The sequence below is a fragment of the Nonomuraea helvata genome, assembly GCF_039535785.1.
Lineage (GTDB): Bacteria > Actinomycetota > Actinomycetes > Streptosporangiales > Streptosporangiaceae > Nonomuraea > Nonomuraea helvata.
The window spans coordinates 558,386-580,141 of the sequence record NZ_BAAAXV010000008.1 but is presented as its reverse complement, the minus strand read 5'-3'; the positions used below and the strand labels follow the sequence as shown (position 1 = coordinate 580,141).

General features: G+C 70.7%; 17 protein-coding genes. 3 read left to right on the top strand and 14 right to left on the bottom strand.

Annotated elements, in window-relative coordinates; genetic code table 11:
• Window positions 1-4: 4 nt before the first annotated feature.
• The 8 genes from ABD830_RS30205 to ABD830_RS30170 form a co-directional block, all read right to left on the bottom strand.
• Complete coding sequence (locus ABD830_RS30205) at window positions 5-748, bottom strand: SDR family NAD(P)-dependent oxidoreductase (protein WP_344994672.1); 744 nt, start codon at window positions 746-748, stop codon at window positions 5-7.
• 53 nt (window positions 749-801) lie between these two features.
• Window positions 802-2,076 (bottom strand): sensor histidine kinase, encoded by a 1,275-nt coding sequence (locus ABD830_RS30200; RefSeq protein ID WP_344994670.1) that lies wholly within the window; start codon window positions 2,074-2,076, stop codon window positions 802-804.
• Window positions 2,073-2,750, bottom strand: coding sequence for a response regulator transcription factor (locus tag ABD830_RS30195; RefSeq protein WP_344994668.1), 678 nt, complete (start codon window positions 2,748-2,750; stop codon window positions 2,073-2,075). The genes ABD830_RS30200 and ABD830_RS30195 overlap by 4 nt, the downstream gene beginning before the upstream one ends.
• An 82-nt stretch (window positions 2,751-2,832) precedes the next feature.
• Window positions 2,833-4,155: a cation:proton antiporter gene (locus ABD830_RS30190; protein WP_344994666.1), complete on the bottom strand. Its 1,323-nt coding sequence runs from the start codon at window positions 4,153-4,155 to the stop codon at window positions 2,833-2,835.
• Window position 4,156: 1 nt separating this feature from the next.
• A complete protein-coding gene (locus tag ABD830_RS30185) occupies window positions 4,157-5,470 on the bottom strand; it encodes a cytochrome P450 (RefSeq protein WP_344996004.1) in 1,314 nt (437 codons plus the stop codon).
• Window positions 5,471-5,472: 2 nt separating this feature from the next.
• Window positions 5,473-6,516, bottom strand: coding sequence for an alpha-hydroxy acid oxidase (locus tag ABD830_RS30180; RefSeq protein WP_344994663.1), 1,044 nt, complete (start codon window positions 6,514-6,516; stop codon window positions 5,473-5,475).
• Window positions 6,516-8,072 (bottom strand): NAD(P)-binding domain-containing protein, encoded by a 1,557-nt coding sequence (locus ABD830_RS30175; RefSeq protein ID WP_344994660.1) that lies wholly within the window; start codon window positions 8,070-8,072, stop codon window positions 6,516-6,518. Before ABD830_RS30175 ends, ABD830_RS30180 begins: the two co-directional genes overlap by 1 nt.
• A gap of 39 nt (window positions 8,073-8,111) precedes the next feature.
• Window positions 8,112-9,767: an AMP-binding protein gene (locus ABD830_RS30170; RefSeq protein ID WP_344994658.1), complete on the bottom strand. Its 1,656-nt coding sequence runs from the start codon at window positions 9,765-9,767 to the stop codon at window positions 8,112-8,114.
• Between the two features lie 120 nt (window positions 9,768-9,887).
• Between ABD830_RS30170 and ABD830_RS30165 the strand changes: the two genes are divergently transcribed.
• Entirely contained in the window at window positions 9,888-10,172 is a 285-nt protein-coding gene (locus ABD830_RS30165) for a sulfotransferase (RefSeq protein ID WP_344994656.1), read from the top strand.
• A gap of 67 nt (window positions 10,173-10,239) precedes the next feature.
• On the opposite strand, the gene ABD830_RS30160 is transcribed toward ABD830_RS30165, so the two are convergent.
• From ABD830_RS30160 to ABD830_RS30145, 4 genes are read right to left on the bottom strand one after another with little or no spacing between them, the layout of a single operon-like run.
• The gene (locus tag ABD830_RS30160) at window positions 10,240-11,139 is read right to left on the bottom strand and encodes a carbohydrate ABC transporter permease (protein WP_344994654.1); all 900 of its coding nucleotides are present in this window, start codon (window positions 11,137-11,139) and stop codon (window positions 10,240-10,242) included.
• Between the two features lie 8 nt (window positions 11,140-11,147).
• A complete protein-coding gene (locus ABD830_RS30155) occupies window positions 11,148-12,035 on the bottom strand; it encodes a carbohydrate ABC transporter permease (RefSeq protein WP_344994651.1) in 888 nt (295 codons plus the stop codon).
• 2 nt (window positions 12,036-12,037) lie between these two features.
• Window positions 12,038-13,504 (bottom strand): ABC transporter substrate-binding protein, encoded by a 1,467-nt coding sequence (locus ABD830_RS30150; RefSeq protein WP_344994648.1) that lies wholly within the window; start codon window positions 13,502-13,504, stop codon window positions 12,038-12,040.
• 15 nt (window positions 13,505-13,519) lie between these two features.
• Complete coding sequence (locus tag ABD830_RS30145; RefSeq protein WP_344994645.1) at window positions 13,520-14,776, bottom strand: alpha-L-fucosidase; 1,257 nt, start codon at window positions 14,774-14,776, stop codon at window positions 13,520-13,522.
• 544 nt (window positions 14,777-15,320) lie between these two features.
• On the opposite strand from ABD830_RS30145, the gene ABD830_RS30140 reads away from it, so the two are divergent.
• Window positions 15,321-15,764, top strand: coding sequence for a DUF6623 family protein (locus ABD830_RS30140; protein ID WP_344994642.1), 444 nt, complete (start codon window positions 15,321-15,323; stop codon window positions 15,762-15,764).
• Between the two features lie 198 nt (window positions 15,765-15,962).
• Here ABD830_RS30140 and ABD830_RS30135 read toward each other — a convergent pair whose 3' ends face one another.
• On the bottom strand, window positions 15,963-16,625 hold the full coding sequence (locus ABD830_RS30135; protein WP_344994639.1) for an SGNH/GDSL hydrolase family protein: 663 nt from the start codon (window positions 16,623-16,625) through the stop codon (window positions 15,963-15,965).
• 140 nt (window positions 16,626-16,765) lie between these two features.
• Window positions 16,766-18,274, bottom strand: coding sequence for an FAD-dependent monooxygenase (locus ABD830_RS30130; RefSeq protein ID WP_344994636.1), 1,509 nt, complete (start codon window positions 18,272-18,274; stop codon window positions 16,766-16,768).
• A 159-nt stretch (window positions 18,275-18,433) separates the two neighbouring features.
• Here ABD830_RS30130 and ABD830_RS30125 point away from each other — a divergent pair, with 159 nt between their 5' ends.
• The gene (locus tag ABD830_RS30125) at window positions 18,434-21,688 is read left to right on the top strand and encodes an AfsR/SARP family transcriptional regulator (RefSeq protein ID WP_344994633.1); all 3,255 of its coding nucleotides are present in this window, start codon (window positions 18,434-18,436) and stop codon (window positions 21,686-21,688) included.
• The last annotated feature ends 68 nt before the right edge of the window (window positions 21,689-21,756 follow it).

Genomic DNA, 21,756 nt, shown 5'->3' with positions numbered 1-21,756 from the left:
CGGGTCAGCGGAGGTAGGAGGCGCCGTTGAGGTCGAGCACCGCGCCGCTGGCCCATTCGGCGGCCGGGGAGGCCAGGTAGACGACGGCCGCGGCGATCTCGTCGGGCCGCGCCACCCGCCCGAACGGGCTCTGCGCCTGGATCTCCTCCCCCCTCGGGGCCTTGAGGTACTCGTTGGTCATGTCCGTCTCCACGAACCCGGGCGCCACCCCGGCCACCGCGATCCCGCGCGGGGCCAGCGCGATGGCCAGCGACTGGCCCAGCGCGTTCAGCCCGGCCTTGCTCGCCCCGTAGGCCGGGGCGTCCGGCTCGCCGCGGACGGCGCCGCGCGATGAGACGTTGATCACGCGGCCGCCGGCGGGCATGTGCCGGACGGCGCACCAGGTGACGTTGGCCGGGCCGATCAGGTTGATGTCGAGCGTGCGCTGCCAGGCCGCTCGCCACTCGTCGTAGGACGTCTCGGTGAGGGGGTGGAGGAAGTAGACGCCGGCGTTGTTCACCAGGACGTCGATCCCGCCCAGCTCCCGCGCCGCCGCGTCCACCATGCGCCGCGCCGCCTCGGGATCGGCCAGGTCGGCCTGGACGATGACGTGACCCTGGCCGGGCAGCTCCGCGACCAGGCTCTCGGCGTCCTTCGCCGAGTCCCGGTGGTGGACCGCCACCCGGTCGCCCTGCGCGGCGAACGCCGCCGCGATCGCCCTGCCTATGCCCCTCGACGCACCTGTGACAAGAACTCCACGCCCACTCATGCGCCGCACCCTAGCAGGGCCCTTGATCGCGGCGGAGAGCAGGTGCTGATCGCTCAGAGGCGGCGTTCGGGCTCGCGGGCGGGTGGCGCCCAAAGGGGCGGCGCGCCGGTCCGGCCGGCCGGGAGGCGGACGGTGAAGGTGGCGCCGGCGCCGGGGCGGCCGTCCGCGGTGACGGTGCCGCGGTGGCCCTCCACCACCTCCCGTACGAGCGCCAGCCCCAGCCCGAAGCCTCCGCCCACGAACCGGGTGAAAAGGCGTTCGGCCTGCGCCGGATCCAGGCCCACCCCGTCGTCGCGGACCTTGAGCAGGACGGTCTCGCGGTCCCTGGAGAGAGTCATCCAGATGTGGCCGCCCACGCGCGTGTGGCCCAGCGCGTTGTCCAGCAGGGCCGAGATCACCCGGCGCAGCGCGGACTCCACGCCTCGCACCACGTGGTCGCCCGGGCCCTCGCATCGGACCTCGATCGTCACCCCCTGGGCCTCCGCCCGGGCGTTCTCGGCCACCGCCAGCTCCGAGGCCAGCACCGCCAGGTCCACGGGGCCGAACGGGCGGCGGAAGCGCTGGAACTGTGCCGACTGGAGCAGGTCCTCCACCACCTCGCCCAGCTGCCTGGTGCCGGTGACGAGCTGGTCGACCTCGTCGAGGAGCAGGATCCGGTCCGTGTCGCCCCGCAGCCGGCGGGACAGGAGCTGGGCGCGGGTGTGCAGGCGGGTCAGCGGGGTGCGCAGCTCGTGGCTGACTTCGGCGGCGAAGCGGCGCTGGCGCGCCAGGGCCTCGCCCAGCGGGGCGATGGCGCGGCGGGAGATGACCTGGCCGACCAGCAGCGCGGCCAGCAGGCCCGCGACCTCGGCGCCGCCGAGCGTGCGGAGCAGCCGCCGGCGTTCCGCGACCTGGTAGCGCAGGTCCATCGCGGCCTGGACCGTCGTGTCGCCGCGCCGCTGGGTGCGGATGAGGTACGCGTGCTCGCCCACCTCGACCTCCTCGACCCGTGACAGGGAGCCGGCGGCCAGGCGGTCCAGGCGTACCGGGAGCTCCTCCGGCGCGCCGGGAGAGCTCCGCACGGCGCCGTCGCGCAGCTCGGAGAGCCACACGCAAGGCGGAGGGTGGTCGATGGAGGCACCGGTCGCGGCGGCGGCCAGGTCGCGCTGCGCCGAGTCGGCCTGCTGGTGCACCACGAAGCAGTAGACCAGCATGCCGCCGAGCGTGAGCACCACGGAGATCGCGCCCGCGACCTGAACGGTGAGGCGGCGGCGGGCCCGCCTCAGCAGCCGCCTCTCGAAGTCCTGCCGGTGCGGATCGGCCCGCCCGCCGAACACCGGCAGGCTCATAACTCACCCAGGCGGTAGCCCACGCCTCGCACGGTGTACACGACCCCTGATCCCAGCTTGTTGCGCAGGTAGTAGACGTACGTGTCCACGATCGATTCCTTCTGGGCACCGTCGAAGACCCGCTGCCGGAGCGACGTGCGGGTGTGCACCTGCCGCGGCCGGGCCGCCAGGGCGCTGAGCAGCCGGCATTCCTGCCCCGACAGCGCCACCTGCTCGCCGCTCGGCAGCCGGACGATGTGCGACTCGGAGTCCAGCCAGCCCGCGCCGAGCGGCAGCAGCCTGGCGTGGTCGATGTTCCTGCGGTGCAGGGCCCGCACCCTGGCCAGCAGTTCGTCGATCTCGAACGGCTTGACCAGATAGTCCTCCGCGCCCGCGTCCAGCCCGCCGACGCGGTCGGCGAGCGAGCCGAAGGCGGTCAGCATGAGCACGGGCGTGGTGACCGCCCGCCGGCGCAGCCGCCGGAGCAGGTCGATCCCGTCGAGGGAGGGCAGGCCGCGATCGACGATCAGCACGTCGTACGCGCGGCTCAGCCCCAGGTGCAGCCCCCGCTGCCCCTCCAGCGCCAGATCGACGGCGTAACCCTGCTCCGTGAACAGGTCGACGAGCATGTGCCCAAGCTCGCGGTCGTCCTCGATGATCAGCAGCCCACGGACCGCACCCGGTGAAGCAGCCACGTGACCACGGTTACACCACCACTGGCGGTATTACAAGATCCACTCGTCAGGAAACCGCAGGCACCCCGGCTCACCTGCGCGATCACGACGGATTGGACCTGACAAGCTCGGGAGGTTCGGCCACCTTGGTCGCGTTCTCGAGGCGCTCGGGCAGGGCCAGCTTGTACAGCGGCAGGGCGCCCGCCGTCGTGATGACGGCCACGAGCACCAGCATGGCGAAGAGCGCGTCGGTGATCATGCCTTGGGCCAGGCCGATGTTGATGAAGATGAGGATCATCAGCCCGCGGGCGTTCATCAGGGCGCCCACCGCGTACGACTCCCGGCGGCCGAACCCGAGACCGCGCATCGCCAGCGAGCACCCGAAGTACTTGCCGCTGAACCCGGCGAGCAGGATCAGCCCGAACGCCAGCACCATGCCGCCGCCCGCGATGCCGCCGAGATGGGTGTTCAGGCCGGAGAAGGTGAAGAACGCCGGCAGCAGCAGCGTCGAGACGACCTCCATCATGCGGCCGTGCAGCGCCTGGCGGAACGCCGGGTCGCGCGGCATGGCGAGGCCGGCGAAGAAGCCGCCGAAGACCGAGTAGACGCCGATCCAGTCCGTCAGCCAGCCGGCGGTGAGCGGCACGAGGATGACGACGTACATGCCGGTGGCGCCGAGCCGGCCGGTGCGGGCCACGGTCCTGCCCAGGGGGCGCAGCATGGGGGCGACGACCTTGAGCATCACGACGGCGAACACCGCGGTCAGGCCGATGGTGGGCAGCGCGCCGGTGGGGCCGGAGCCGAGGTGCATGGCCGACAGGACGGCGAGGAGGCACCAGGCCAGCGCGTCGTCGATGGAGGCGGCGAGGAGGGTGAGGCGGCCGATGGGCGAGTTCTCCAGGCCGCGTTCGTACAGGATCCTGGCCAGCATGGGGAACGCGGTCAGCGACAGCGCCCCGCCGACGAACAGGGCGAACTGGAACGGGCTGACCTCGGGGCGCGAGAGCATGTCGTACAGGAGGAGCGCGGCGCCGAAGCCGAGCAGCAGTGAGGGGACGATGCCGGCGGCGGCCAGCGCGGACGCCTTGCGGACCTCGCCCGGTGTCCGTGCGCTGTGGTCGAGGCCGGCGCCGACCAGGAACATGTAGAGCGTCAGCCCGATGGTGCTCAGCACGTACAGGACCGGCCTGACCTCCCGGGGGAACAGGGCCGCCTGCGCCTCCGGGAACAGCCAGCCCAGGAACGTCGGGCCGAGCAGCACGCCGGCGACCATCTCGCCGAGCACGCGCGGCTGCATCACCATTTGCGCCAGGCGGCCGCAGATCGCCGCCGTGATCAGGATGACGACGAGGGCGGGCAGGACCTTGAGTATGAGGGCGAGGTTCGGGTCGGGGGCCGCGACGCGGGCGATCAAGAGGACGGGCATGTCAGTTCTCCGCTGAGTGGTGGAAGTGGCGCTCACAGAGCCGTTTCCGGCGGGCGTCCCAGACCATGTACGTGCCGAGGACGAGTTGCACGAGGCTGCGCCAGACGTCCTCCCAGCGGTCGCGGACCCGCATGAAGGCGAGTACGGGCCGCACGCGCCGGGGCGCGCCCAACGGCGTGAGCAGACACGGTCCCCGGTTGGGCAGGGAGCGGGTGTGGGCGGCCGAGGAGTCCAGGGCGTACCGGTGCAGGACCTCCCGCGCCGCGGTCCGCATGGCGATAGGGGCCAGCCGCCAGGCGGGACAGGGGCGGTTGGCGGCGACCCCGAACGGGATGTGGTTGAGCTCCTTGGCCGGCTGGGAAGAATGCGCGAAGCGGCCGGGGTCGAAGCGCTCAGGATCGGCGAATCCGGCGCGGTGGAAGTCGGGGTAGTTGAAGCAGAGCACCGCCCCGGCCGGGATCGTGGTGTGCTCGTCGAGCGGGATCTCGCCGGTGGTGATGCGGTGGGCGATGCCGAAGAGCGGGTAGAGCCGCAGCGTCTCGGCCATCACGTGGTCGAGGTAGCGGTCGTCGCCCGTGCGGGCCCCGTCCTGCACGCCGGGGTGCTGGGCGAGGACCATCAGCAGGTGGGCCGTCGCCTCCGACATCTGGACGACAGCGGTGGTGAAGAAGGCGCCGTGCAGGTAGTACGCCTGTTCCTGGGGCGACAGGCCGGCGGGGAGGGGGATCCGCACCTGTGACAGGCGGCCGAGCAGGTAGCGGGTCAGGCGCCGGCGACGCTCCATGTGCCGCAGACCGGTGCATTTGAGCGAGGAGACCACGTCGTCGGCGTTGCCGACGATCAGGTCGCGGGCCTCGCGCGGGCACGGCTCGGCGAACACCAGCTCGTACGAGAACTCCGCCCACAGCGGCATCACCACGTCGCGCAGCCGCACCAGCCCCCGGAGGCCCGCCAGCGTGCGGGCGGCGCAGCGGCGCGTGAGCTCCTCGGCCTCCGCGCGCGGCACGGCGAGCAGCCCGCGCGTCGTCCTGGCCACGGCGTCGTACCGCTCGCCCGCCTCCAGGTGCTCCTGGTGCATCTCGGGGCCGGGCGACAGCCAGTACCAGAACAGGTCCGACAGCGCGGCGCCCTTGCTCCGCCCGCTCGCGTTGGGGTGCGAGTAGACCTCCTTGAAGCGGTCGATGCCCACGAGGTCGCCGGGGACGGGGATGCCCTCGTCGCCGTTGATCCGGTTGAACACGCGTACGCGCAGCGCCACGACCCTGCCGGGCAGCCACCATGGCAGGCTCACGACGACGGCCAGCGCGACCAGCATGATCAACACAGCCGTCGCACCATGCCCGGCTCGAGGTCGCTGACGGACGCGCAGCCGCACAGGGTGAGCGCGTGCTCGACCTCCGCGCGCAACCGGCCGAGCACGCGGGTCACCCCCCGCTCGCCGTCCGCGGCCAGCCCCCAGATCACCGGGCGGCCGACCGCGACCGCCGCGGCCCCGAGCGCCAGCGCCTTCAGCACGTCGGTGCCCCGCCTGACGCCGCCGTCCAGCAGCACGGGCACGGCTCCGCCGACCGCCGCGACGACGTCCGGCAGCAGGTCGATCGTGGCGGGGACGGTGTCGAGCTGCCGTCCGCCGTGGTTCGAGACCATGATCGCCGAGACGCCGTGGCCGAGGGCGAGCCGGGCGTCCTCGGGATGCGTGATCCCTTTGAGCACGATCGGCAGCGCGGTCATGTCCCTGAGCCGGTCGATGTGCTCCCACGACAGCCCGGGCGACATGGCGATCGGGCGCACCCGGTCGCCGTCGCGCATGTTCTCGCAGCACAGGTGCTCGGGCAGGTCGTGGAAGCCGTTGCGCAGGTCCCGCTCGCGCAGGCCGAGCACGGGCGAGTCCACGGTGACGACCAGCGCCCCGCAGCCGGCCGCCTCTGCGCGGCGCACGACGGCCTCGGTGAAGGCCGGGTCCGGCTGCACGTACAGCTGGAACCAGAGCCGGGCTCCGGGCGCGGCGGCGGCCACGTCCTCGACGGCGACGGTCGCGGCCATGCTGACAATCATGATCGTCTCCGCGGCGGCGGCCGCCCGCGCCGTGGCCCGCTCGCCCTCCGGGTCGGCGAGCCGGTGGAACGCGGTCGGCGCCACCAGCACGGGCATGGCCGCGCGGCTGCCGAGCAGGGTCACGCCCGTCTGGAGCTTGACCGTGCCGCGCAGCACCCTGGGCAGCAGGCCGAGGCGTTCGAACGCGACCTCGTTCGCGCGCACGGTGATCTCGTCTCCTGCCCCGCCTGCGAAGTAGTCGTAGTGGGCGGGCTCGAGGCGGTCGTGGGCCGCGGCCTCGAACTCGCGCAGGCTCAACCGCTCCATCACACCGGAACCGCGGCCGTGCGGCGGGCGAAGAAGGCGCGCAGCGGCTCGACGTGGATCTCCGGGGAGGTCCACTCGTTCTCCAGGTTCTCGGTGATGTGGTGGGCGACCGGGGCCTGCCCGGGCACGTGGTGGCGGACTACGGGGTGGAGGTAGTGGCCCTCGTGGGCGCGGGCCGAGTCGCTCTGCCGGATGCGGCCCACCTCGATGTCGAAGGGGTCGATCTTGTCGTGGTCGGGGCCGTACTCGAGGGTGATCGCGAAGTGGCCGCGGTCGCCGATCGGCGGGCCCTGCAGGTCGTACGGCAGCTCCTCCAGGTAGCGGGCGGCGCCGTTGTCGAGCACGATGACGTCGGCGAGCAGGCCGAACTGCTGCCACAGCGCCGACGTGCGATTGACCCGCTCCAGGACCGCGGCCGCGAGCGCCGCCGGGTCGGCGGGCAGCTCTTTGGCGGGCCAGGGCACGTCGTGGTAGCGGGACTCCAGGACGCGGTGCAGCGCGCGGACCCCGTACCTGAAGCCGTGGATGAAGCCGCTGGTGCCGTGCTTGAAGTCGCGCGACTGCGTGATCGTCCCGGCGAAGTGGAGATCCGGCACGTTGACGGACTCGTAGGCCGGGGTGAGCGCCGGGAACCTGTCGTTGATCACCAGCTCGGGCCGGCAGCCGTCGCCGAAGAGGGACGCGTCGAAGCGGAAGCCGGTGCAGAGGATCACGCGGTCGTACGGGATGTCCTTGGTGACCTCGTTCACCCGGGCGAAGGAGACCGTCACCAGGTACGTGCCGTCCGGTTTCCGCTCGATGCGCTTGATGTCGCCGTCGAGGATCGCGTTCTGCGACTTGAGCTGGTAGGTGTCCAGCAGGCCGTTGTTGACCGCGCGCAGGTGGCCGACGTAGTGCGTCCGCCAGGCCATGCGCACCGAGTGCGGGCCCGCGACGTGGATCACCGCGGCGGTCTCGATGAGGTTGTCTGCCGTCTCGAAGGCCGAGTTGCCCTTGCCGATGATGAGCACCCGCTGGTTGAGGTAATCAGCCGGGTCGACGGAGGCGGTGGCGTACAGCTCGGCGGTCTCGATGCCGGGGATGGGCGGGATGTTGGCCTGGGTGACGCCGGTCGCGACGGTGATCTGCTTCGCCTCGTACCTGCGGCCGGACTCGTCCGTCACCTGGAACAGGCCCGATCGGTCGATGCGGACCACACGTGAGCCGTACGCGATGCGCAGGCCGCACTTGCCGGCGAAGTCGGACAGGTAGCGGACCATGTCGTCGGCGGGCGGGAAGTACCGGTCGCTGTAGCGGGTGAACAGCAGGTCCGGGTCGTCCGACAGCAGCGAGTTCCAGTCCATCCTGAGGTTGAGCTCGGGGTCGTCCCACCCGGTGTGCTTCTTGTTGCTCGAGATGAGCGTGCGATGGCGCGGGAACGTGCGGAAGAACTGCCCCGGTGCGGGACCCGCCTCGAGGATCAGGTAGTCCCGCCCCTGCTGCTGCAGGAAGTACCCCAGTTGCAGGCCCGCCGGGCCCGCGCCGATCACCAGGTGGTCCAGGGTCGTGTCCGGCACTGACGCCTCCGTCACAGCGATGTGATTGAACGGTCAACGTCAGTGTTGGCGGGCAATTCTCAGAATTTGCTCAGAGAGGGCGCGTTTGTCGGGCTTTCCGCTGGTGGCGAGCGGGACGGCGGACACGATGGTGATCGTCTGAGGGACGCTGTCCTCGCCGAGCTCCTGCCGTACCAGCGCTCTCAGGGCGTCGCGGCCGGGAGCCCGTCCCGCGGACGGGACGACGAACGCGTGCACGGCCTCGCCGGTGCCCTCGTCGGGGGCGCCCACCACGTACGCCTCGTCCACGTCGGGGTGAGCGGTCAGCACGCGCTCGATCGGGCCGGCGTACACGACCATCGCGTTGACCATGACCACGTCGCGGGAGCGGCCCGCCAGGTGGAGGAATCCGTCCTCGTCCACATGGCCGAGGTCGCGGGTGCGCAGCCAACCGTCCCGCAGGGTCGCGCGGGTCTCCTCATCGTCGCCCCAGTAGCCCTTCATCAGGTACGGGCTGCGTACGTGGATCTCGCCTTGGGTGTGGCGAGTGACCTCCTCGCCGTCCTCGTCGCGCACGCTGATCTCGACCCCGGGGTGCGGGCGGCCAACCGGCTCCAGCACGCCCGCGGCGATGTGTTCCGGGGTGAGCATGGCGATGTTGCCCGCCTCCGTCTGCCCGTACCCCTGGTAGACGACGGGCCCGAGCCTCTGGGCCGCCGCGGCCAGCCGCCGGGGGCTGATCGGCGAGCCGGACACCATCAGCGCCCGCAGGCTACTCACATCCACCTCATCCAGAAATTTCAGCATCTGGGAAAGTTTCGGCACGGTGATGATCGAGCCGGTGATCCGGTAGCGCTCGATCGCGTACGGGAACATGGGCCGCCCGTCGTCCTCGTGGATCACCGCGGTGCCGCCGCCGAGCAGGCACGGGGCCACGAACTCCATGACGACCATGCTGGCGAGCGTGCCGAACAGCAGGTAACGCTCGAATCCCCTGGCGAGCCGGGCCGCGACGGGCGACCACCGGCGCGGCTGCCACAGCCAGTGCTCGGTGAGCGCCCGGTACGTGATCGCGCACCCTTTGGGCCGGCCGGTGCTGCCGCTGGTGAAGGTCAGCAGCGCCACGTCGTCGGGGCGGGCCGCCACGTCCAGCGCCCTGCCGTCGCCGGGGTGCCGCAGGAGCTCGTCAAGGCGTAACACGGGCTTTCCGGGCAGATGGCGCGCCGCGGCCCTGACCAGGTCGGGCGCGGCCGTCGCGGGGTCGGCTGCGGGGCCGGTCGCGGGACCGGTCGCGGGGCCGGTCGCGGGGCCGGTCGCGGGACCGGTCGCGGGACCGGTCGCGGGGCCGGTCGCGGGGCCGGTCGCGGGGCCGGTCGCGGGGCCGGTCGCGGGGCCGGTCGCTGAGTCCACGAGGAGGGCGTCGACGTCCATCCCGAGGATGTGGGCGAGCTGCCCCTCCGGGTACCCGGGCCGGATGCCGACCACGCGGCAGCCCAGCGCGTGGGCGGCCATGTGCGCGGCGAACGACTCGGGCGTGACGGCCGTGCCGATCGCGACCGCCCGTCCCGGACCGAGGCCCGCCGCACGCAACGCGCCGGCCAGCCGCCCGATCAGCTCCAGCAGCTCGCCCCGGGAGACGGTCCTGTCGCCGTGCTCGAAGGCCGTGCTGCCGGGCGTCTCGCGCAGCGCGTCGAGAAGGGAACTCGGGAAGAGCATGTGCGGCTCCTCTGTGCTTTGATCGGCGGTAGGCGTACAGGCCGTTTATCGGGATTCATCGCGACGGTAGACAGCACAGATCAGAGCCGCATCAGAGACGCGCAAGGCGGTGAGCACCAGGTGAAGGTGATCGGCGCGGGCTTCGGCCGTACGGGCACGAGGTCCCTGCAGACGGCGCTCGAGATCCTCGGTTACGGGCCCTGCTACCACATGTCGACGGTCATCGCGGAGCCGTACCGCGTGCGACAGTGGCTGGACATCGGCGAGGGGCGCTCCTACGACTGGGACACGCTGTTCGCGGGATTCCGGTCCGCCGTCGACTGGCCCGTGCCCGACGTGCCGTTTCCGCAGGTCAACGAGCGGGGGCATTCCGCGCGAAACGGCCGCGGCGGCTGCTGCGGCTGATCGTACGGGGGCGCTGAGCACAGCAGGGTTCGCCCTTCGAGCGAGCCCTGCCGAACATGCCCGGGGGCTACCTTCCCGCTATGCCGGTGAGCATGATCCCCCTGATGAAGTACTTCTGCGCCGCCAGGAACACCACGATGACCGGAACCAGCGCCAGGATGGACACCGCCATCATGAGGTTGTAGTCGTCGGAGTACTGGCCGCGGAACAGCGAGATGCCGAGCGGGATCGTGTAGTTCTCCGTCGAGCGCAGGTAGATCAGCGGGTCGATGTACTCGCCCCAGGCCCCGACGAACGACAGCAGCGTCACGGTCGCGATCGCCGGTTTGGACAGCGGGATCATGATCCGCCAGAGGATCCGCAGTTCCCCCGCCCCGTCGATGCGGGCCGCCTCCACCAGTTCCTGCGGGATCGTGGTGAAGAACTGCCGGAGCAGGAAGATGTACAGCGCGGTGCCGAAGAAGTTGGGCAGGAACAGCGGCCAGAAGGTGTCCACCAGATCCAGCTTGGAGAACAGGAGGAACCGCGGCACGATGACCACCTGCGCGGGGATCATCATCGTGCCCAGCATCAGCGTGAAGGCCATGCCGCGCATCCGCGAGCGCAGCCGCGCGAAGGCGTAGGCGGGCAGGATGCAGGAGATGAGATTGCCCACGATCGACAGCGTGGTCACCACCACGCTGTTGACCAGGAAGGTGTTGAAGGGCAGGCTCATCCACGCGTCCGGGAAGTTGGACCAGGTGAAGACGTCGGGGATGAACCTCGGCGGAAACTCCAGCACGGCTCCGGCCGGTTTGAGCGCGGTGGTGAGCATCCACAGCAGGGGAAGCAGGCTGGCCGCCGAGGCCAGGACGAGGAGCGCGTAGGCCGTCAGACGCTGGACCCGGCGGATCCGCTCGGCCTGGGCGGGGGCCGCGGGCCGCTTCTCCACCGGGCGGGCCTGTGCGGGCAGGACCTTGATTGCCATCTCGTGACCTACTTGACCTCGTAGTGGACCCAGCGGCGCGCGAGCCCGAACTGGATCACGGTGAACACGATGACGAGGAAGAACAGCGCCCAGGCGATCGTCGAGGCGTAGCCCATCTCGAAGTACTTGAAGGCGTAGCGGTAGACGTACAGGCCCAGGACCAGGGTGGAGTTGGCCGGCCCTCCGTCGGTCATGAACAGGATGAGCTGGTAGGCCTGCAGGCTGCCGATGAATCCCACGACCAGGTTGAAGAAGATGACCGGCGACATCATCGGGACCGTCACGTTCCTGAACCTGCTCCACCAGCCGGCGCCGTCGATGTGCGCGGCCTCGTACAGCGAGACGGGCACGCCCTGCAGACCGGCCAGGAAGATGATCATCGCGTTTCCGGTGGTCCAGGTCGTCATGATGACCAGGCCGGGGATCGCCCAGCTCGCGTCGGTCAACCACCCCGGCCCCTGCACGCCCAGGAGACCGATCAGGTAGTTGACCAGGCCGTAGTCGGGATGCAGCACGTGGATCCAGAGCAGTGCGGTGGCGATGCCGGAGATCACCGACGGCATGTAGATGATCGTGCGGAAGATCGCCTGCCCGCGCAGCTTGATGTTGAGCAGCAGCGCCGCGGCGAGGCTGTAGACGACCCCGGCCGTGGCGGAGGCGGCGCCGAAGTAGATGGTGTTCCTCGTCGCCACCCAGAAGTCGGGATCCCGGAGCAGTTGCACGTAGTTGTCCAGGCCCACCCACTCCGGGGCCGACAGCAGCTCGTAGCGGGTGAAGCTGAGCACCAGCGACACGATGATGGGCCCGCCGGTGAAGAAGACGAAGCCGATGGTCCACGGCAGGGCGAACAGGTGGAACCGGCGGGCCTCGCGCCGGACGAGCGGGGAGGCGGCCATGATCAGACGTTCTCCGCCAGCATGGGAGTGACGCGCTCGGTGACCTGCTTGAGCCCTTCGTCCACCGACAGCGAGCCCGACATGACCCGCTCCCAGATCGGCTTGGTCAGGTCCTCGAGCTTGGGCGTCGCGGGCAGCCTCAGCACGCCGTCGCTGGTGCCGTACTTGTGCAGCGACTCCTTGGTGGTGTCGATCACCGCCTTGTCGAGCTTGAGCGCCTGGAGGTTCTCCTCGAACGCCGACAGCCGCGACGGCGGGGTGTCGAGGAAGAAGCGGTGACCGGCGTAGGAGCGCAGGGAGTTGAGCACGATCCACGCCGCTTCGGGGTTGCGGGTCTTGCTGGTGATGCCGAAGGCGCTGCCCAGGACCGGGGTGAACCGGCCCTCGGGACCGCTGGGCACGTGCGTCAGGCTCCAGTCGAACTGCTGCTCGGCCGGCAGGGTGAGCAGGGTGACGATGTTCCACGCGCCGCCGACGTACAGGGCTCCCCTGTTCAGCGTGAACGGCTCGACCTTCGCCGTGGCCTGCGTCTCGGCCAGGTCCGGCATCGCCTTGTCCTTGATCAGCAGGTCCATCCAGCGCTTGAGGACGTCGCGGCTGGCCGGCTCCTCGATCACGCACTTGCGCTCGTCGGCCGTCAGGTAGCGGCCGCCGAAGGCGAGCAGGAACGTCGCCGTGAGGTCGCTGGTGGGCTTGGGCACCGGCGTGAACCCGAAGATCTTCTGCGCACCCGTGCCCGAGACCAGCCCGCGCGCGGCCTCCATGAGCTTGTCCCAGGTCCAGGAGGCGTCGGGCACCTTGGCGCCCGCCTTCTCGAAGATCCCCTTGTTGTAGAAGAGCAGCTTGGGCGCCGAGTCGGTGCCCAGCGCGTAGAGCTTGCCGTCACGCTCCCAGTAGCTGAGCGCCGCCTTGGAGAAGTCGGCGCGGTTGAAGTCGGGCGTTTCCGCGATGAAGTCGTCCAGCGGGAGGTACAGGTTGTTCTTGATGAAGCTCTGCCCCCACTGGAACTGCGAGTACATCACGTCGGGCAGCACCCCGCTGGCGGCGCCCGTCAGGTACTTGGTGCGGAAGTCGTCGAACGGCGTGACCTCCACCTTGATCTCGATGTTCGGGTGCCGCTTCTTGAAGAACTTGGCGAACTGGGCGTGCCGCACCTCGTGCCGCTGACCCGGGATGATCGCGACGGTGACGGTGACCTTGGAGGTGGGTTCCGGCACTTTGGTCGTGGGCCACGGCAGCGAGTCGAAGAGCTTCTCCGCCTCGTCGTAGGGGAACAACGCGCTCTCCGGCCGGTCCGGGTTGATCACCTCGGAGCTGCTCGACGCCGAGGAGGTCGGACCGGCCTGGCGGGTGCGCGGGCCACTCCCGCAGGCGCTGAGGGGTACGGCGGCCGCCGCCATGGCGGCGAGGCTGAGAATCTGGCGCCGGTTCAGGCCGGCGGTGTCCAGGCCGCGCAGGGGGTTGTTCATGGGGGGTAACGCCTTTCAGAGGAAGAGCTCGATCACCGGGACGGCGACATCCGGCGGCTGTACGGGAAGCTCGAGGGTGAGGGTGCCCTCGGGCAGCGTGAAGTAGTTGACGTTCCCGTTGTCGACCTTGGGGTCGGGCGCCCACATGCGGATCTCCGACTTGTCGTTGAGCAGCTGCGCGTAGCGGACCTTGCCCGCCAGGCCCGGCAGGTGCAGGTGCCGGTACGGCCAGGACAGGACGTGCACGTACAGCCGGTCGCCGCGCTGGGTGTAGCGGCAGTCCTCCGGGGCCTGGAACTGGCTCACCCCCGCGCCGTGGATCGACTGGCTGTGCAGCCGCATCCAGTCGCCGATCTCCCGCAGCGTGTCGAGTGCCCGCGGTTCGAACTCGCCCCGGCCGTTGGGGCCCACGTTGAGCAGGAGGTTGCCGTCCTTGGAGACGGAGTCGATCAGCATGCGGATGAGCAGTCCTGGCGACTTCCACGCGTGGTTGTCCCGGTCGTAGCCCCAGCTTCCGTTCAGCGTCTGGCAGGCCTCCCAGACCGTCGGCAGGGGGCCAGGCGGCTGGAACTGCTCCGGTGTGGTGAAGTCGCCCGGCAGCTCCAGACGGTTGTTGATCAGGATGTCCGGCTGGATGCGGCGGATCTTGTCCACCAGCTCCTCCGAGCGCCACTCGGCCTTGCCCTTGCCGCCGTAGACCGGCTTGCCCTGCCTGACCCGGCCGGCGTAGGAGAAGTCAAACCACAGCGTGTCAAGGGGGCCGTAGCGGGTGAGCAGCTCCTCGACCTGCCCGTGCAGGTAGTCCGCGTACTTGGTGACATCCCGGTCGGGGAACGTGCCACCCTCGACGTACGCCGGATGCAGCCCGTCGATCGGGAAGTCCGGGTGATGCCAGTCCAGCAGCGAGTAGTAGAACCCGACCCCGAGCCCTCTGCCCCTGAACGCCTCGACGAAGGGACCGATCAGGTCCTTGCCGTGCGGCGTGCCACTCACGCAGTAGTCGGTCAGAGCCGAGTCCCACAGGCAGAAGCCGTCGTGGTGCTTGGCGGTCAACACGGTGTAGCGCATCCCGGCCCGCTGCGCGGCCTCGGCCCAGGCGTCGGGGTCGTACAGATCGGGGTCGAAGCGCTCGAAGTATCGCTGGTACTGCTCATCAGTCTGGTTCTCGCGCTGCTTGACCCACTCGTGGCGGGCCGCCAGCGCGTAGAGCCCCCAGTGGACGAACAGGCCGAACCTGCGCTGCCGGAAGTCCTCGATACGGGAATCTGACATCCGTGACACCCTCTGCCGTTAGGGAGGTGCGAAATATTTCGCACGTCTCGACTTGCGGGTAACGTAGGCGAAACATCGGATGTGGTCAAGGCTCTTGAGTCAGAAGTCGACTGGGAGCCCCCGCTTCTCCCTTGATGCCCCGGAGACGCCCTCCGGGCTGCTGATGTCGTACAGGACCGATGGACGGTCGGCACCGCCACGGTGCCCCATGCCGCGCCGCCGGGCGTCGCTCCGGCGCGATCACATCCGATGTTTCCACCGCAGCGGCTTGCGAAACCTTCCGCAGACGGCCAGGGCGAACCCAGCGGGATCCATCGAGTGCATTTATCCACGATTGACGAGCATCTAGCCCTTTGGCGTGCTTCGTAAGCTTTTTCGCACTTCATCCTGTAGAGATATATTTTCCCCGCAATTATAAGCGAGAAGAATATCCCCAACCTTAGGGATGCCAAGCCTTTCTCACGCCGTTTTATCGTGGAGTCATCAGGGAGCAACAAACTCTCAAGAAAAGTCCACAGCCCCCCAAACCGCAAGGAGTACGGCGATGTCAAAGTTGTACGCATCATGGCACCACGGATTCACGGCAGTGGCCGAGAACCCCAACACGAGCGCACTACGTCAGGGATTCGGCGTGACCTTCTCGCTTCCGGCGAACGGGGGCGACTGGATCCACCTGCCCATCCCCACCCCGGTCATCGTCGAAGACCGCCGGGCCACCCTGGACAGGGTGCTGATCCTCTTCGACGCGCGGGAGACCAGCGCGCTCGTCGCCGTGCACGTGTGGGACGGCCCGAACCGCATCCTGGTCAGGGAGGGCCTCAGGATCGAAGGCGACCACGCGCACGGCCTGAGCGGCGACAACGTCTTTCCCGTAGGCCACGACGGCATCGCGTGGGGGTGCGGGATCTCGATGTTCTTCACCGCCGGTGCGATCGACAGCCACGTCTTCATCGCCGGTTTCGGCGGGGACTTCTCGCACAACATCTGACGGGATCGGCACTCCTCGGCGGGGTTGGCTCCCCGCCGAGGAACCCATCCCATGGCGCCTTGGCTCCGCTTCCGGTTCACGGCCGGGGACGGAGCCTTTCGCATGTCAGCGGTGATCGCGAGGCACGGTCACGCAACTGCCAGGGGGTGATTGCGAGGCACGGTCATGCGACTGCCAGCGGGTGATCGCGAAGCCTGGTCACGCGACCAGGCGCAGCCAGGCCGCCGCGAGCGCGGCGTGACCGGCCGGTGTCGGGTGCACGCCGTCCGCGGCCCAGTACTCCGGCCCGGTCGTCGCGGCGAGCTCGGCGAACATGCCGTCGGCGGCGAGCAGGTGCGCGCCGTACTTGCGGGCGAGCTCGCGCACGACCTGGATCTTCGGGTCCAGGTCGGCGCGCCACTCCTTGCGGACCTCTTCGCCGAGGTGCACATCGCCGACCTCGACAAGGCCGCGAATCGGCAGGAGGAACGGCTCGATGAGGATCAGCTCCAGGCCGGCCTCGGCGAGGGGCGCGAGCAGGCGGTCGTAACCCGCCGCGAAGTCCTCCGCGGGGATCATGTAGCCGTCCGGGTCGTACGAGTGCCAGCCCACGTCATTGCCGCCGACGAGGATCGACACCACGTCCGGGCGCGCGTCGAGCACGTCCGCCTGCCAGCGGGCTTCGAGATCCATCACCTTGTCGCCCGCGATCCCGGAGTTCAGCCAGGTCACGGCCCGCTCCGGGTGCCGGAGCCCCCACTCCCCCGCGATGCGCAGCGGGTAGCCGAACCCGAGGCCCTCTTCGCTGTCCAGCCTCTGGCAGTCGGTGATCGAATCGCCGGTGAACATCACGGTGCTTCCCGGTCGGAGGGTGATCGTCATATGTGCTCCTGACATTCAGCTGAGGAGAGGAAAGGTTTATATCGGTGCCAACATTGACATTCAGGCGGCTTATGATCGCGCTCTCCCTTCCCGGGCGGGGTTTGAAAAGCCGGCGCCGGCTGCGCGGGAACAAAAAGGATTTAGATTGCCGGACTACCGAACCAATGGCCGGCCACCCGCTCGAACGCTTCACGATCAGGGTCACGATCACCTGCCCAGGCGACTATGCCGTCAGGTCGGACCAGCACGGCGCCTACTCCGAGGTCATTCATCGCGGGCCCGGCCGCATAACGCATCCGGCCCTCCCAGCTCATCGCTGAATCGTGGAGGCATCGGCCGATGCTGAAATCGAGCACGACACCTCGTCCGTCCTGCATCAGGTCGCCGAGGCGGGTGCCGTCCTCAAGACGAAGGTCAGGGGCGTTCCGGCCGACCAGCGGGTGCTCGCTGCCGAGGTCGTAACGGATCGACGATCCCGATGTCCTGTCGAACACGTAGGTCGTCCCGTCACGGGTCCCGAGCAGATCGCGAACCACTCCTTGGATCGCCTGTGCATGCGGGTCCGGCCTCATGACCGCCGCCTGGGCGCGCGTCCAGTCGAGCACCCAGGCGCCGATCGGACGGCGCTCGCGGGTGTAGGTGTCGACCAGCCCGTCCGGTGCGTGCCCGTGCACGGTCGCCGCGAGCTTCCATCCCAGGTTCACGGCGTCGCCGAGGCCGAGGTTGAGTCCCTGCGCCCCGAGGGGAGAGTGGATGTGAGCGGCGTCGCCCGCGAGCAGGACGCGCCCCTGCCGGTAGGTCGTCGTCTGCATCGCCCGATCGGTGAAGCTCGAGGCGAGCTGGACGTCGCTCAGCGTCACGTCGGTGCCGGACACCCGGCGCAGAACCGTCTGGAGATGTTCGCGACCCGGCCGCTTCGAGCGATCGAAGGCGCCGCCGTCGAAGTCCAGCATGCCGACGTACCCTTGCGCGGGCGTCCGCAGGTACATGCCGGTCGGCGTCAGATTGAACCCGGGGCGCAGCTTCTCGGGATCGGTGATGGTGGCGAGCATGGTGTAGCCGGTGAACTGCGGCTCGGTGCCGACGAAGTCGAAGCCCGCGAGCCCGCGCACGGTGCTGCGTCCGCCGTCGCAGCCGACGAGCCAGCGCGCCGCGTACTCGTGCTCGCCGGCCTGCGCGACCACGGTCTCATCGTCCTGCGCGACGGCTGAGACCGTGACGCCGCGCCTGACCTCCACGCCGAGCATGGATGCCCGCTCGTACAGCACCGTCTCGACCGCTTCCAGGGTTGTCATCACGCCCTCCATCGCCGGGCTGGGAAGCCGGAACGGCAGGGAGGCGACGTCGACCTTGGCCGGATCGAGCATCATGCCGGCGAAGTGGCCCACGCCACGAGGGGGTGCCGGCTCGTCAGCGTCGGGATAGTCGTTGACGCCCGACGCCTTCAGCAGCGGGTGCAGCATCCCACGCCGGTAGAACGCCTCGACCGACGTGGCGGACAGGCCCCGCATCCCGAGCGGGTCCGCCTTCCACGGGGAGCGGGGCTCCGGCTCCCGCTCAAGCACCAGGACACTGCAGCCCGCGAGGCCAAGCTCGCAGGCAAGGAACAGACCAACCGGGCCGGCCCCCACGATCACTACGTCATGCACGAGAACTCCCCTTCCGAAGCTCGCCACCCTGTTCTCTTCAGGCACGCAAAGACTGAGGCGGGCCGCTCACACGGGGCACACACGGCACTGACGCGGGCGCACATGGCGCTGACACTCCCTGGTTTGGGGGCTCGAGGGTGCGTGCGCGAGGATCAGGAGATGGACGGGGATGCGCGGCTTCGCGTCACACTGCTCGGCGCCTTTCAGGCGTCTCGCGGTGACGTCGCCCTGCCCGTACGGGGTGCGCGGTTGCAGGGTCTGGTCGTACGGCTGGCGCTCGCAGGGGGGCGCGCGGTCGAGCCGGGCGTCCTGGTCGACGCGATCTGGGCCGAGGACCCGCCGGCCGGCCCCGCCCACGCCCTGCAGACCCTCGTCTCGCGGCTGCGCCGGGCGCTCGGCCCGGGCGGCGACGTCGTGCAGGTCGCGGGCGGCTACCGGCTGGACGTGGACGCGGCCGACGTGGACGCGCTGCGGTTCGAACAGCTCGCCGCCGCCGGCCGTGACCGCCTGCGCGCCGGCGACCCGCATGCCGCGGCGGCCGTGCTCGGCGAGGCCGTGGCGCTGTGGGGCGACCGTCCCGGCGCCGAGCCCACGGTCGTCGCCGCGGTGGCGCCCGCCGCCGCGACCCGGCTGGCCCACGTCTCGGTCGAGGCCGTCGCCGACCTCGCCGACGCCGAGCTGTCCCTGGGCCGTGCCGACGCGGCCGCCGCCCGCCTGACCGCCCTGCTCGCCGAACAGCCCGTCCACGAGCGGGCGGCCGGGCTGCTCATGGACGCGCTCGCCGCCCAGGGCCGCCAGGCCGAGGCCCTGGGCCTGTACGAGCGGGTCCGCGCAACCCTGGCCGACGTCCTCGGCACCGACCCGGGCGACGCCCTGCGCGAGCGCCACCTGCGCCTGCTGCGCGCCGAACGCCCCGCCCCGGCCGCCGACGCCGCGCAGACCAGGCCGGATAACCTGCCCGCGCCGCTGACCAGCTTCATCGGGCGCGACGACGACCTTGCCCGGATCGACGCGCTGCTCGCCGCCGGGCGCCTGGTCACCGTCGTCGGTCCCGGCGGCGCCGGCAAGACGCGCCTCGCCGTCGAGGCCGCCCGCCGCCACCGCCACGCGTACCGCGACGGCGCCTGGATGATCGACCTCGCCTCGGTCACCGAGCCGGTCAAGGTCGGCGCGGCCGTGCTCGCCGGGATCGGGCTGCGCGGCGGCGCGATGTTCGAGGCCCGGATGCGGGTCGAGGGCGACGAGCTGGACGTACTCGCCGACCGGCTCGGCGGCCGGGAGAGCCTGCTGCTGGTCGACAACTGCGAGCACCTGATCGACGCCGTGGCCCACCTGGTCGCGGCGCTGCTGCCCCGATGCTCCGGGCTGCGCGTGCTGGCCACCAGCCGCGAACCCCTCGCGGTCGACGGCGAGGCGCTGGTGCCGCTCGGCCCGCTCACGCTGCCCGGGCCGGACGACGGCGTCGAGCAGGCCCGGCGGGCGGCGTCAGTACGCCTGTTCACCGAGCGGGCCGCGGCCGTGCGCCCGGGCTTCGGCATGGACGAGACCACGCTGCCCGAGGTCCGGCGCGTGGTCCGCAGCCTGGACGGGATGCCGCTGGCACTGGAGCTGGCCGCGGCCCGGCTGCGGACGCTGTCGCTGCCCGAGCTGGCCGACGGGCTGTCCGACCGGTTCCGGCTGCTCACCACCGGCAACCGCACCGCGCTGCCCCGGCACCGCACGCTGCGCGCGGTCATCGCCTGGAGCTGGGAGCTGCTGAGCGAGCACGAGCGCACGGTCGCCGAACGCGTCTCGATCCTGCCCGGCGGCGTCACGCCGGCCTCGGCCACCGCGCTCTGCGCCGGCACCGCGGTGCCGGCTGCCGAGATCCCCGAGCTCCTCGCAGGCCTGGTGGACCGGTCGCTGCTGCAGCTCGCGCCCGACCCGGGCCGCTACCGCATGCTGGAGACGCTGCGCGAGTACGGCATCGACCGCCTGGCCGGGATGGGCGACCTCGGCACTGCCCGCGACCTAGCCGCCGGCTACTTCGCCGGGCTGATGGCCCGCTACGACCCGCAGCTGCGTGGGCCCGGCCAGCTAGCGGCCATGCGGATCATCAGCGCCGAGTACGACAACGCGCTGGCCGCACTGCGCCGGCGGTGCGACACCGGCGACGCCCCCGGCGCGCTCGCTCTCGCCCTGAACCTGACCTGGTACTGGCACATGTTCGGCCGGCACCGCGACGCGGCCTACTGGCTGGGCGAGGCACTGGCGGTGCCCGGCGGCGAGCCGGCGCCCGACCGCGACTGCGCCCACGCGATCTACCTGATCAACCGGGCGAGCACCCGGTCGGGGACGAACGCCGAGGAGGCCGCCGACGACCAGGGGCAGCTGCGCGAGCTGGCCGACCGGCTGATCGCGTACCCGGAACTGCCGGGTCCGTACGGCGCACTCACCGCGCTCCCGCCCGCGTTCCTGCCGGAGAGGACCGCGCTCGCGATCATCGAGCGCCTGGCCGACGGCGACGACGTGTGGCTGTCCGGGCTGGCCCGCATGTTCCGGGCCCAGTTCGCCGAGAACGCGGGCGAGCTCGACAAGATGCGCCCCGACGTGGAGGCGGCCCTCGCCTGCTTCCGGCAGGCCGGCGACCGCTGGGGCCAGGCCACCGTGCTGCCGTTACGCGCCCAGCTGCGGCAGTACGACGACGATCTCGACGGCGCGCTGGCCGACCTGCGCGAGGCTCGGTCGCTCGCCGGCGAGTTCGGCTCGCTCAGCCTCGGCGACGAGGTGTTCGACGACCTGCGCTGGATCGACCTGCACCTGCGGCGCGGCGACACCGACCTGACGACCGCCGTGATCGACTCGGCCCGGGAGCGGGCAATGCGCGCGGCCTCGCCGGAGATGCTGGCCCTGGTCGGCGCGTGGGAGGCCGTCTTCTGGGTGAGCCTCGGCGACCTGGACCGGGCGCGGCACCTGCTCGACGACGCCGAACGGGGCCTGCACGGCGACACCACGTTCCCCGGTGACCACGCGCGGACGCTGGTCGGCAGCGCACGGGCCTCGCTCTGCCTGGAGGCGGGTGACCTGGCAGGCGCGGAGAAGGCGCTGGAGCAGGCGTACGCGGCGGCGCTGGAGGCCCGGGACCTGCCGGTCCTGTCGCTGGTGGCGGTGAATGCGGCCGCGCTCGCCGAGGCGCACGGGCGGCATCACGAGTCGGCAGTCCTGCTCGGGGCCGCCTCCCGGCTGCGCGGCGCTCACGACCGCACCGATCGGCAGGTTCGCGAGCTCACCCGCCGAGGGCGGGCCGCGCTGGGCGAGGAAGCCTTCGCCGCGGCGTACGGGAAGGGCTGGGAGCTGGACGGGAAGACGGCCGTGACCGAAGTCGACCCCGTCCGGCATCAACGAAGATGTATCGCCACGCCGCCACGGTCGTAGACGAGGACGGCGCTCGAACCGCCGCACGGCCGCGCCCCCACTGTGCGACGGAACGGAGAAGAGGCCAT

What these genes read in the sequence shown, in the direction of transcription:
- ABD830_RS30155 (WP_344994651.1), bottom strand. Translation starts at nt 12,035, where the DNA reads ATGGCCGCCTCCCCGCTCGTCCGGCGCGAGGCCCGCCGGTTCCACCTG.
- ABD830_RS30135 (WP_344994639.1), bottom strand. Translation starts at nt 16,625, where the DNA reads ATGACGATCACCCTCCGACCGGGAAGCACCGTGATGTTCACCGGCGAT.
- ABD830_RS30125 (WP_344994633.1), top strand. Translation starts at nt 18,434, where the DNA reads ATGGACGGGGATGCGCGGCTTCGCGTCACACTGCTCGGCGCCTTTCAG.
- ABD830_RS30145 (WP_344994645.1), bottom strand. Translation starts at nt 14,776, where the DNA reads ATGTCAGATTCCCGTATCGAGGACTTCCGGCAGCGCAGGTTCGGCCTG.
- ABD830_RS30140 (WP_344994642.1), top strand. Translation starts at nt 15,321, where the DNA reads ATGTCAAAGTTGTACGCATCATGGCACCACGGATTCACGGCAGTGGCC.
- ABD830_RS30190 (WP_344994666.1), bottom strand. Translation starts at nt 4,155, where the DNA reads ATGCCCGTCCTCTTGATCGCCCGCGTCGCGGCCCCCGACCCGAACCTC.
- ABD830_RS30160 (WP_344994654.1), bottom strand. Translation starts at nt 11,139, where the DNA reads ATGGCAATCAAGGTCCTGCCCGCACAGGCCCGCCCGGTGGAGAAGCGG.
- ABD830_RS30150 (WP_344994648.1), bottom strand. Translation starts at nt 13,504, where the DNA reads ATGAACAACCCCCTGCGCGGCCTGGACACCGCCGGCCTGAACCGGCGC.
- ABD830_RS30185 (WP_344996004.1), bottom strand. Translation starts at nt 5,470, where the DNA reads ATGCTGGTCGCGCTGGCCGTCGTCGTGAGCCTGCCATGGTGGCTGCCC.
- ABD830_RS30205 (WP_344994672.1), bottom strand. Translation starts at nt 748, where the DNA reads ATGAGTGGGCGTGGAGTTCTTGTCACAGGTGCGTCGAGGGGCATAGGC.
- ABD830_RS30180 (WP_344994663.1), bottom strand. Translation starts at nt 6,516, where the DNA reads ATGGAGCGGTTGAGCCTGCGCGAGTTCGAGGCCGCGGCCCACGACCGC.
- ABD830_RS30200 (WP_344994670.1), bottom strand. Translation starts at nt 2,076, where the DNA reads ATGAGCCTGCCGGTGTTCGGCGGGCGGGCCGATCCGCACCGGCAGGAC.
- ABD830_RS30170 (WP_344994658.1), bottom strand. Translation starts at nt 9,767, where the DNA reads ATGCTCTTCCCGAGTTCCCTTCTCGACGCGCTGCGCGAGACGCCCGGC.